The sequence below is a fragment of the Shouchella shacheensis genome (genome assembly GCF_001484965.1).
Classification (GTDB): domain Bacteria; phylum Bacillota; class Bacilli; order Bacillales; family Bacillaceae_D; genus Shouchella; species Shouchella shacheensis.
Genome location: NZ_LLYY01000022.1, coordinates 62,613 through 70,560, shown reverse-complemented (window position 1 = coordinate 70,560; position 7,948 = coordinate 62,613). Strand labels below are relative to the sequence as shown.

At 48.8% G+C, this 7,948-nt stretch carries 11 protein-coding genes; all 11 read left to right on the top strand.

Translation table 11 applies throughout. The features are described from left to right. Positions 1-177: 177 nt before the first annotated feature. The 11 genes from AVZ68_RS14795 to rsmI all read left to right on the top strand — a co-directional run bounded on the left by AVZ68_RS14795 (position 178) and on the right by rsmI (position 7,841). Positions 178-861, top strand: a complete 684-nt coding sequence (locus tag AVZ68_RS14795; protein ID WP_059105339.1) for a pentapeptide repeat-containing protein — start codon at positions 178-180, stop codon at positions 859-861. Positions 862-965: 104 nt separating this feature from the next. Beyond that, positions 966-1,169, top strand: a complete 204-nt coding sequence (locus AVZ68_RS14790) for a sigma factor G inhibitor Gin (protein WP_059105338.1) — start codon at positions 966-968, stop codon at positions 1,167-1,169. Between the two features lie 109 nt (positions 1,170-1,278). Continuing rightward, the gene (locus AVZ68_RS14785; RefSeq protein ID WP_059105337.1) at positions 1,279-2,712 is read left to right on the top strand and encodes an aminotransferase class I/II-fold pyridoxal phosphate-dependent enzyme; all 1,434 of its coding nucleotides are present in this window, start codon (positions 1,279-1,281) and stop codon (positions 2,710-2,712) included. After that, complete coding sequence (gene tmk / locus AVZ68_RS14780; protein ID WP_059105336.1) at positions 2,709-3,338, top strand: dTMP kinase; 630 nt, start codon at positions 2,709-2,711, stop codon at positions 3,336-3,338. Before AVZ68_RS14785 ends, tmk begins: the two co-directional genes overlap by 4 nt. A gap of 40 nt (positions 3,339-3,378) precedes the next feature. Next, a complete protein-coding gene (gene darA / locus AVZ68_RS14775) occupies positions 3,379-3,708 on the top strand; it encodes a cyclic di-AMP receptor DarA (protein ID WP_059105335.1) in 330 nt (109 codons plus the stop codon). A gap of 14 nt (positions 3,709-3,722) precedes the next feature. Continuing rightward, positions 3,723-4,712, top strand: a complete 990-nt coding sequence (holB, locus tag AVZ68_RS14770; RefSeq protein ID WP_059105334.1) for a DNA polymerase III subunit delta' — start codon at positions 3,723-3,725, stop codon at positions 4,710-4,712. A 3-nt stretch (positions 4,713-4,715) separates the two neighbouring features. Beyond that, positions 4,716-5,543, top strand: a complete 828-nt coding sequence (locus tag AVZ68_RS14765; protein ID WP_059105333.1) for a PSP1 domain-containing protein — start codon at positions 4,716-4,718, stop codon at positions 5,541-5,543. 13 nt (positions 5,544-5,556) lie between these two features. Continuing rightward, positions 5,557-5,901, top strand: coding sequence for a DNA replication initiation control protein YabA (gene yabA / locus AVZ68_RS14760; protein WP_059105332.1), 345 nt, complete (start codon positions 5,557-5,559; stop codon positions 5,899-5,901). Between the two features lie 86 nt (positions 5,902-5,987). After that, a complete protein-coding gene (locus AVZ68_RS14755; protein WP_059105331.1) occupies positions 5,988-6,731 on the top strand; it encodes a tRNA1(Val) (adenine(37)-N6)-methyltransferase in 744 nt (247 codons plus the stop codon). Then, positions 6,728-7,012, top strand: a complete 285-nt coding sequence (locus AVZ68_RS14750; protein WP_180316713.1) for a GIY-YIG nuclease family protein — start codon at positions 6,728-6,730, stop codon at positions 7,010-7,012. Before AVZ68_RS14755 ends, AVZ68_RS14750 begins: the two co-directional genes overlap by 4 nt. After that, positions 6,981-7,841 (top strand): 16S rRNA (cytidine(1402)-2'-O)-methyltransferase, encoded by an 861-nt coding sequence (gene rsmI, locus AVZ68_RS14745; protein WP_059105329.1) that lies wholly within the window; start codon positions 6,981-6,983, stop codon positions 7,839-7,841. The genes AVZ68_RS14750 and rsmI overlap by 32 nt, the downstream gene beginning before the upstream one ends. The last annotated feature ends 107 nt before the right edge of the window (positions 7,842-7,948 follow it).

Genomic DNA, 7,948 nt, shown 5'->3' with positions numbered 1-7,948 from the left:
CCGCCGTAGCTAGACAATACCTCACCTTTTTAGGTGGGGTTTTTTGTATGCACAAAAAGCGGGGTGTTCGGATGATGACAACAATTCGTGGCTCAGTATAGAGGATTTCACCTCACTTCTGACGAAAAGAGTTAAGACTAAATCTACGGAGCTTCTCCTGAGGCTAGGTGTACCATGATGATCGAAGAAAGAAGTGAGAGATTGATTGAAAAAAAGAAACCAAAAGAACCACTATCTCCAAAGTTGCCAAAGGAACTGAAAGAGATAGAGCCAGCCCCGCTTGAACATGAACAAGTCATAAAAAGAGGGAGCATCGAGAATGTCTCCTTTGCGAGCGAAGAAGCGGAACATGTCATCTTTAATCAACTTCATTTTAAAAACGTCCAATTTGAAGCCGTGATTCTCCCGTATTCAGAGTGGACGGACGTTGTCTTTGAGAAATGCGACTTGTCCAATGCAACGTTCCCCCATGGCATCTTTCATCGTGTCACGTTTAAAGAGTGTAAGCTTGTAGGCGTTGATTTTCACGAAGCAGCTCTACGTAATGTTCGCTTTTTCGGTTGCCAGGCGCCCTTGGCGAGCTTTAGCTTAACTAACTGCAAGCATTTACGATTCGAGAAGTGTCAATTACGAGGGGCGGATTTCTTTGAATCTGATTTTGACAATGTGCAACTCCCTAACTCCAACATTGATCAAGTCCAGTTTTCGGGCACGAAGTTGAAGGACGTCGATTTAAGCACCTGTGAGTTTGAACGTCTTTTGGTTTCTATTGAAGACTTGCAGGGCTGCATCATTTCACCGGAACAGGCCATTCCCTTCGTTCAAGCCCTGGGTCTGCAAGTAAAAAACAGCGAAGATTGACTGGGCACAATAGCCAGGTCGTGTGCATATCTATATAAGGGGAACCACTTGAGGAGTAGGTATAAACGCCAGTGTTTAGTCAACACTATTGGTGGAGGTGGAACATGGAACGACGAACCGTTATGCGAATTAAGTTAGGAGATTACTGCGGTGTCTGTGAAACCTTGAAACCCAAAGGTTATCATTTAGGAGAAGTTTTTATCTGTGAGGGATGCGAGGACAAAATGGTACGGACGGAACCTGAGGATTCTGATTATGAGCAATATGTTTCATCTTTGAAGGGAATTTGGGACGGATTAATGAAATAACCCCAGAAGGCAGGCTCAGGAAAGAGCTTGCTTTTTTTAATGCCTTAGATGTGACCGAGGTTCCTCTTTTCGTTAAAATAGTAGAACAATGAATGGAAGGAGAATGTAAGTGAAGGTACGTACCCCAATTATTGAAGCGCTTCGTGCTCATCAGGCTCAGAGTCCTTATTCATTTCACGTTCCAGGCCATAAAAACGGTACGCTTGTCCCGGAAGCTCTCTCTGAGTTTGAGAGCGTCTTGCCTTATGATCTGACAGAGCTTTCCGGGCTTGATGACCTTCATGATCCGGCTGGGCCGATTGCGGAGGCAGAAAGGCTGTGCGCTGACTTGTACAATGCCTCCAAGACTTGTTTTCTTGTGGGGGGATCGACGAGCGGAAATTTGGCGATGATTTATGGTGTCTGCGGGCAAGGGGATCTTATATTGGTACAGCGTAACTGTCATAAGTCTGTGATCCATGCCCTGGAGCTTTCGGGGGCGAGGGTCGTCTTCCTTCGTCCCGAATACGACAAAACCACTGGTCATCCCGTTGGTGTAGCAGAAGAAACCATGAGTGCAGCGCTCGAAAAACATCCTCAAGCGAAGGCAGTCGTGCTAACCTATCCAAACTATTGGGGAGTGGCGTTGGATCCAACAAACGTTATCATGAAAGCGCGTGAGGCGGGGGTTGCCGTGCTAGTAGATGAGGCGCACGGGGCACATTTTGTGCTCGGTGCTCCTTTCCCTCCTTCTGCCCTACGTCTTGGCGCTGACATTGTTGTACAATCGACCCATAAGATGCTCCCAGCGCTTACGATGGGGGCGTGGCTGCATTTTGGCACACACGTAAGCAAGAGAGTCGTCCAGCGTGTGAATCGCGCCTTGTCCATGTTTCAGTCGAGCAGCCCTTCCTATCTTCTTCTCGCCTCACTGGACGCTGCGAGAGCTTTCTTAGAAGAGGAGAAAAGAGGAACGTCCACCCTCGCCTTGCAAGAGGTCGCCAGAGTGTCGAAAATCCTGAATCAACATCCGAAGTTAGAAGTTGTGACAAGTCAGCGGGCCCTCTATCAAAATGATCCGTTAAAGGTTACAATAAAAACAAACCATCCACAGTCCGGCGTTTGGCTTGCCCGTGAATTGGAACGAATTGGTCTATGGGCGGAAATGACTGATAGTGAACATGTGTTGCTTGTTTTCGGTTTTGGGAAGACAATAAGCAGCGATGAATTAAGAGAAAAGCTTACGCGTGTTCATTGGCCTGAAAAAAAAGTGGCTCCTCCCAGGGAATTACAAGAAGGAAAAGAGCCCGTTGTCTCCGAAATAGTAAGGATAAAGCGGGATCCCGAGTTCACAGAAAGGGTTCCATTAAAGGAAGCTGTTGGACGTGTATCTGGGGAAGCCGTTATTCCGTACCCCCCGGGCGTGCCCCTTCTTTATCAAGGAGAGGTCATTGGATGGGGTGTGATGGAGCAACTACAACAATTGCTCAAGGCAGGTGTGCGTTTTCAAGGGGTTGACCCAAGTGCTGGACTGTGTGTACAAGTAGTGGAGGGCAAGACATGAGGAAGGGAACGTTTATTACGGTTGAAGGTGGCGAAGGAGCTGGCAAGACCACCGTTCTAAATGCAATGGAACATACATTACGAGAGCAGGGTCGGCCGGTGGTTCGCACGCGGGAACCAGGTGGTGTCAAATTAGCCGAGGACATTCGCGGGCTGTTGCTTGACGTGAGCGATATTGAAATGGATGACCGTACAGAAGCGCTTCTTTATGCGGCCGCGCGCAGGGAGCATCTCATGCAAAAAGTGGTGCCTGCGCTGGAAGCGGGATCCATTGTTCTGTGTGATCGGTTTGTCGATTCAAGTCTTGCCTATCAGGGCCATGCCCGGGGACTTGGCATAGAAACTGTCCGTGCAATCAACCATTTTGCAATTGAACAGTATATGCCGGATGCGACTCTTTATTTTGCAGTTGAACCAGAGACGGGGCTCGCTCGTACACAGCAGGACCAATCGCGCGTGTTAAACCGCCTTGATCGTGAGCGGCTTGAATTCCATCAAAAGGTGCGAGAAGGCTATGAGCTACTTGCCAGAGATTCAGAGCGAATCGTCACCATCGATGCCAATCAACCCATTGAAATGGTGATGCAAGAAGCACTTGGCGTTGTGATGCATATAGTGAAGAAATAGATGGAATGAACCATAAGTACTCAAAAAGGAGAGCTCTGAGATGAAATTAATTATTGCGGTGATTCAAGATAAAGATAGCACGCGCCTGTCCGATGCGTTGGTGAAAGCTGACTTTCGAGCGACAAAGCTTGCCAGTACCGGTGGTTTCTTGAAAGCTGGGAACACGACCTTCCTCATTGGGGTAGAAGATGCACAGATGGATGAAGTCATGGGCCTCATTCAGAAGAATTGCCGCAGCCGTGAGCAGGTGGTGGCACCCATTTCACCAATGGGTGGTAACGCCGATTCCTATGTTCCGTACCCAGTCGAAGTACAGGTTGGAGGAGCGACGGTGTTTGTTCTCCCTGTTGAACAATTTGAACAATTTTAGAAGCGGGTGAGGAAATGCGTACGTGGAAAGACCTTCAAGAAATACAGCCTCGCGTGGTACCGATGCTGGTTTCAAGTATCAAAAAAAACCGCCTCACGCATGCGTACTTGTTTGAGGGCGAGGCGGGGAGTGGAAAGATGGACGTGGCTCTTCAAATGGCGAAGAGCTTTTTTTGTAAGGAGCAGACAGGTGCTGAGCCATGTCATCGATGTGTGGAGTGCAAGCGAATTGACCATGGCAATCACCCAGACATCCACCGAATCGCTCCGGACGGAGCCTCTATTAAAAAAGAGCAGATCGAATTTTTGCAAAAGGAGTTTGCTTATCGTGGCATGGAGTCGGCTTCAAAGGTCTATGTTGTCTCTCACGTTGATAAAATGACGATAAGTGCAGCCAATAGCCTGCTTAAATTTCTCGAAGAGCCCCAAGGCCCCACGCTTGCACTCTTACTCACAGAACAAGGTTCGCAACTTTTGCCGACGATTCGTTCTCGCACCCAGCTGTTTTCGTTTACCCCACCTTCCAGGGAGGCCTTTGCTGCGCGCCTAGAAGAAAAAGGATATTCAAAACAGCTAGCGGTGCTGCTTGCCCATATCGCCTCAAACGAAACGGAGGTTGCCCAAATCAATGAAGGGGACTGGACTTCCCAAGCACGAAGCGTAATGTTACAATTAATGCAAGAACTCTACACTCGACCGGAGCACGCCTATGTGACACTCACGGATAAGTGGGTGCCTTTACTTAAGGAAAGAAGGCAGCAAGAGCTCGGTCTTGATATGATGTTTCTTTGGTTGAAAGACCTTTTATATACACAGGTTGGCAAGCAGGATGGACTCATCTTTGCCAGTAACCAGTCACAACTTGAACAGCTGGCGCTCTCCACGTCACAGCTTTCGGTGTCACAAAGCATGTCAAAGGTCATGGAAGCCAGAAAACAGCTGAACGCCAATGTGAACATTCAGCTCGTGATGGAGAAGCTGCTGCTCACGATACGGGAGGAATAGACTTTGCAGGAGGTTGTCGGCGTCCGTTTTAAGAAAGCGGGCAAGATCTATTACTTCTCTCCAGGAAGTTTTGCCCTGACTGCTAATGAAGCCGTCATTGTCGAAACCTCACGAGGAGTGGAGTACGGAAAAGTGGTTGTCAGCCCGAAGCTTGTTGCAAACGAAGATGTTGTCTTGCCCTTGAAGCAAGTCATACGGGTTGCAACGGTCGAAGACATAAGAACTGTTCGTGAAAACCGTGAAGCCGCCCAGGAAGCTCTTGATGTCTGCCAGGAAAAAATTAGCGAGCATCAGCTAGAGATGAAACTCGTCGAAGTGGAGTACACGTTTGACCGCAACAAGGTTTTATTTTATTTCACAGCGGACAGACGAATTGACTTCCGGGAGCTGGTAAAAGACTTGGCAGGAATTTTTCGGACAAGGATTGAGCTGCGCCAAATCGGTGTTCGGGATGAAGCAAAGATGCTCGGGGGAATTGGACCATGTGGGCGGATGCTTTGTTGTTCAACCTTTCTAGGAGATTTTGAGCCGGTCTCGATAAAAATGGCCAAGGATCAAAACCTTTCGTTAAACCCAGCGAAAATATCGGGTTTGTGCGGCCGACTCATGTGCTGTCTGAAGTACGAAAACGACACATATGAAGAAGCAAAAAAAGAGCTTCCGGATATTGGGAAACATATAGCTACACCTGATGGCAAAGGAAAAGTGATTGGCTTGAATTTACTTGATCGCGTGGTGCAAGTGCAGCTCACGGAAGGGCAACAGACGCTTGAATATGCGCTCGATGAATTGATGCAGAGAGAAAAAGTCACTTCAAAAGCCGCAGAATAATGAGGTGGATTACGTGGACAAGAAGGCCATATTCACGCAAGTCTCAAGCCTGGAGAAACGAATTGGTGAGCTCCACGATGAGCTCGTTGGCCTGAAAGAACAGCTTGCGTACTTAATTGAAGAAAATCATTACTTGCATGTGGAAAATGACAATCTGCGCAAGCGTCTTGAGCCGGAAGGGGCCAAAGAGCGAAAAGAGCCCTCTGGGAAGGACCGGAAGCAAATGGTCGGTGAAGGCCATGAAAACTTGGCGCGTCTGTATCAGGAAGGATTTCATATATGCAACACGCATTATGGAAGCATTCGACCTGATGGTGATGATTGTCTCTTCTGTCTATCGTTTTTGCACCAAAAATAAAACAAGACACCTCAAAATTCGAGGGCTGGGGTCAAGTGAGCTCCAGCTTTTTTTATGGATCAAAGGATATGAAAGGAGAGGCGGAGATGGAGCTAGAGATACAAACGGGGGAGCGGATGGACTTTATTGCTGGGACGAAGATGCCGATCATTCAAAGTGAGACTGTGTTTTCCTACTCCATTGATGCCATTCTACTCGGTCGCTTTGCCCATGTGCCGATTCAAAAAGGAAGGCTGCTTGATCTTTGTAGCGGCAACGGGGTGGTCGGCCTTGTACTTGCTACACGCTCAAAGGGGCATATTGCCATGGTGGAGCTGCAACAACGTCTTCATGAGATGGCGCTTCGCTCCGTTAAGGGAAACGGACTGGAGGCAAGGGTGAGGGCCGTGCGTGGCGATGTGAGGTGTTTACCTGATGATCTCTCGGGAGGCCGTTTCGATCTCGTCACCTGCAATCCTCCTTACTTTCCATTAAGGGAAGGCGTGCAGAGGAGTGAAAATGAGCACAAAGCTCTTGCACGTCACGAGATCGCGTGTACCCTGGAAGATGTGATTCGTGCAGGAAGTTTTTCATTAAAGCACGGAGGCAAACTGGCGCTCGTCCAACGCCCGGAAAGACTCGCTGAAATGATAACGCTTATGCGTGCCTATCATCTAGAACCGAAACGTCTGCAGTTCGTCCATCCAGCTAAAGGGAAGGAATCCAATATGGTGCTTCTGGAAGGGACGAAGGGCGGAAACGCGGGACTACGGACGCAAGCCCCGCTCATCGTTTATACAGAAGAAGGGGCTTACACCTCCGAGTTTCAGAAAGTGTATCTATGCCAATGAAGCATGTCATGTATGTTTTAGAATGCAAGGACGGCAGTTGGTATACGGGCTATACAAATGATTTCGAGCACAGGCTTGCCGTGCATGAGTCGGGCAGAGGCGCGAAATACACAAGGGGTCGCGGGCCATTTTCGCTCATTTGGAAAGAAGAGTTTGAAACAAAGTCGGAAGCGATGAGAGCGGAATACCAGTTTAAAAAGTTTGATCGACCGAAAAAGGAAGCCTACATTGTCGAAAGGAGGAGTAGTGATGAAAGAGCAGGCAAGTTTCCGAAATTCTGAAGGAGGCGCTCTCTACTTAGTGCCGACACCCATTGGAAATTTAGAGGATATGACATACCGGGCTGTACGCACGCTGCAGGAAGCGGACCTAATTGCCGCAGAGGATACACGACAAACGCGAAAGCTATGCACTCACTTTGAGATCCCCACACCACTTATTAGTTATCATGAGCATAACAAGCAGCAGGCCGGTACGGAGCTACTTAAAAAGGGTAAAGACGGCAAAGTCGTCGCCCTCGTGAGCGATGCCGGAATGCCGGGGGTTTCTGATCCCGGGGAAGATTTAGTGAAGCTGTTTATTTCCGAGGAAATACCGGTGATTGCGTTGCCTGGAGCGAACGCCGCTCTAACGACACTTGTGGCTTCTGGCTTATCAGCGGAGAGCTTTCAATTTTGTGGGTTTCTGCCCCGTTCCAAAAAGCAGCGCGGTGAGAAACTATCGGAACTCGTGTCAGTGCAGTCAACGCTGCTTTTTTATGAAGCGCCGCACCGGTTGAAAGCAACACTTGCAGCGCTGCAAGCGTCTCTCGGGAATCGCCGTGTTTGTCTTGGCCGTGAGATCACAAAAAAGTTTGAGGAATATCAGCGCGGCACACTGGATGAAGCGATTGAGTGGTGCGACCATGGGATGGTAAAAGGGGAGTTTTGCCTCGTTGTCGAAGGGGCAAGTGAGGTAATCGAGGAGCAGCAATGGTGGGAAGCTCTTACCCCTCTCCAGCATGTAGACCATTATATAGCGCTTGGCCTGGAGCAAAAAGAAGCGATCAAACAAGCAGCAAGTGACCGTGGCGTGCCGAAGCGCGAGGTATATCAAGCGTATCATCAATGAGGAGAGGCTACTGACAAGCAGCGCTCAGATGCCGCGAAATGAGAAAAAGGGAGGGGAATTGGAGTCAGTCAATCATTCTTACTCGAGTCCAGGGCCCCACACAACTG